We start from the raw sequence: 2,913 nt of genomic DNA on the forward strand, positions 1-2,913 counted from the left end.
CCATCACGGAAGTCACAGGATAAGTCTGTCCGGGGAAAGGGGAACTCCGGCCCTCAGCCGATTTGTGCAACAGAGCCGGCTACAACGGCACGATGTCCTTCTCTAGCTTCTCTAGCGCCACGATCAATGGCGTTCCCGGCTTTACGGTTGGCGATTTCGATGTCGTTGGTTTCGAGGTGATCTACGGCAACAGCACGCGAGACAACTTTTTCTCCTTGTCTTCGTTGATCAATGCCGTGACCGTTCATGGCGGCTCGGGGAACGACTACTTTTCGGCCTCGCTCCAGGGGCGAGGCGGTTATACGCCTGATGTGCTTTATGGTTATGGCGGCGATGACACCTTCAACGTCAGGCCCTTGGATCGTGCCTACGGGGGCGATGGGAACGATACGTTCAGCCTTTATGCTACCAGCGGGGACTTGCGCGGTGGCCTCGTCGACGGTGGTAGCGGCATCGATACCTTGGATCTGTCGTACGGTTGGAAGGTCGATCTTGGACGGGGTGTGGCAGATTGGCTTTTCTCAGAGGAACTGAATGTCTATGCGGTTTCCAATGTGGAGAACGTGATCGTGTACGCTTGGAACGATCATTTCAGTTCCGTGATCGGGGACGAGAACGCCAATACATTCAGTGTCAATCCGCGGTACGATGATGGTTCGGTAGGGGTTCGCTTCGAGGGGATGGGCGGGAACGATCTTCTCACCGGCAGTTTCGCCGGGGACGAACTCCATGGCGGCGCCGGGGCGGACACGCTCAGCGGTCTGGAGGGCAACGACCTGCTGCACGGCGGGGCGGGCAACGACCATCTGTCTGGCGGTATCGGCCGGGACAGTCTTCTCGGTGGTGCGGGGAACGATTCCCTTGAAGGGGGGAACGGTAACGACACGCTCGACGGGGGTAACGGCAACGACTGGATCGACGGTGGCGCGGGGTTAGACCTGCTGCGTGGGGGGGCGGGCGACGACACGCTCCTGGGCGGGATCGGCGATGATACGCTCATTGGTGGCCAGGGTCGGGATTCTCTCGACGGGGGCGTGGGCAACGACCTGCTCGAAGGCAGGGCTGGCAACGACCTGCTGCTTGGCGATGCCGGGGATGACTCGCTTCTGGGTGGTGCAGGCGATGACACGCTGCTGGGCGGTGCGGACAACGACCAACTGGAAGGCGGGGCCGGTGATGATCTGCTGAACGGAGGGGCGGGGGACGACCAGCTTGCTGGCGGTACCGGCCATGATGTCCTCTTCGGCGAGGACGGCGATGACCTGCTGCGCGGGGTCCAGGGCAACGACACGCTGGACGGCGGCGCCGGGAATGACACGCTGGAGGGTGGGCCGGGCGACGACTTGCTGGAGGGCGGCGCCGGTGACGACCTGCTGCTGGGCGGTCAGGGCAACGATCTGATGCTGGGCGGCGAGGGTCACGACACGATGGAGGGCGGCGCCGGGGCCGACCGCATGGACGGCGGCGGCGGCAACGACCTGATGCTGGGCGCCGAGGGCCACGACACGATGGACGGCGGCGCCGGGGCCGACCGGATGGACGGCGGGGCGGGCGACGACTCGATGACCGGCGGCGGCGGCAACGACTGGATCGCAGGCGGCACGGGCAACGACTTTGCCGATGGCGGCGACGGCAACGATACCGTGTTCGGCAGTACCGGAGACGACACGCTGCGCGGCGGCAACGGCAATGACACGCTGAACGGCGAGGACGGCGACGACCGGCTGGAAGGCGGGGCGGGTAACGACCTTTTGAGCGGCGGCGCAGGCGACGACCTGCTTCTGGGCGGCGAGGGCGATGACACGCTGATCGGCGGACGGGGAGCCGATACCCTCACCGGCGGCGCGGGCAACGATACCTTCCTGTTCCGCGGCCTTGCCGACAGCCGCGGGGAACAAAACGACACGATTACCGACTTCACCAGCGGGCAGGACCGCATCGACCTCTCCGCCATCGATGCACGGGCCGATGTGGAGGGGGATCAGGCCTTCGTGTTTATCGGAGAGGCGGCCTTCAGCACAGCGGGACAACTGCGGGTGTCGCAAGTTGCTGCCGGCTGGCTGGTGGAGGGCGATGTGAACGGGGACGGGCAGGTCGACTTCGGGTTGCTGGTTCAAGGCACCGTCACGCTCACGGCGGGGGACTTCATCTTGTAGGGGCGCGCTGCCAAAACCGAGCAAACTCCTCCATCTGCATAGGAAGCAGACCAGGAGCTCATGATGTTCAGAATGCTTGTGGCCCTCGGCGTTGCCGGGGGTCTTCTTTTTGCGCCCTACCTGTCGCTGGCGGTGCTGGTGGCGGCGGTGATCCCCCGGGGCTGGATCTTCGCGCTGTTCGCCCTGCTGGTGCAGGGCCGGTAGCGAGGCAGGGAACTCCGGTTTCCATCTAACCGGCTGAACCCAATCACAAAATCAACCAAACTCTCAGACCTGGGGCAAAGGCCCCAGAAGGAGGACTCATGTCTGTGCGTATCCAGTACGCCTATCTCAAGCAGCAGTGTTGGCTGTATCGGCGGAACTACCCCAAGGACCTGCAACCCGTGCTGGGGCAGGCGTTCAAGCAGTCGCTGAAGACCGGGGACGCCCGGGTGGCGAAGGCGCGGGCCAGCGAGGTCAATGCCCGGTATGAGGAGATCATAGCCAAGGCCCGGGCCGGGCAGGCGGTCGGGAAGCCGGTGCCGGTGATGGTCACCCCTCCGGTGTTTGCCCCGGTGGTGGTGGTCGGGCGCAAGACGGTGGCGGACCTGGCCAAGGCCTACCTGAACCGCCGGTCGAACGAGTTGCAACACGGGGGCTTCAAGTCGGTGCGGTTCTCGGTCGGGCTGTTCGTCTCGGTCTGAACCGCGCCGGGTTTGCCGGAGGCTGATTTCGGTTAGTTACGCGGCCATGGCGTCAGTTTCCAGAGCGGCGTAGA

Annotated in this window: 3 protein-coding genes; all 3 read left to right on the forward strand. The window is 64.5% G+C overall.

Annotated elements, in window-relative coordinates:
• Nucleotides 1-92: 92 nt before the first annotated feature.
• On the forward strand, nucleotides 93-2,156 hold the full coding sequence (locus tag RGD00_RS23045; protein WP_310459572.1) for a calcium-binding protein: 2,064 nt from the start codon (nucleotides 93-95) through the stop codon (nucleotides 2,154-2,156).
• A 63-nt stretch (nucleotides 2,157-2,219) separates the two neighbouring features.
• Nucleotides 2,220-2,360, forward strand: coding sequence for a hypothetical protein (locus tag RGD00_RS23050; protein ID WP_310459573.1), 141 nt, complete (start codon nucleotides 2,220-2,222; stop codon nucleotides 2,358-2,360).
• A 98-nt stretch (nucleotides 2,361-2,458) separates the two neighbouring features.
• Nucleotides 2,459-2,839, forward strand: a complete 381-nt coding sequence (locus RGD00_RS23055; RefSeq protein WP_310459574.1) for a DUF6538 domain-containing protein — start codon at nucleotides 2,459-2,461, stop codon at nucleotides 2,837-2,839.
• The last annotated feature ends 74 nt before the right edge of the window (nucleotides 2,840-2,913 follow it).

The sequence above is a fragment of the Ruixingdingia sedimenti genome (assembly GCF_031432425.1).
In the GTDB taxonomy this organism is placed as follows: domain Bacteria; phylum Pseudomonadota; class Alphaproteobacteria; order Rhodobacterales; family Rhodobacteraceae; genus Ruixingdingia; species Ruixingdingia sedimenti.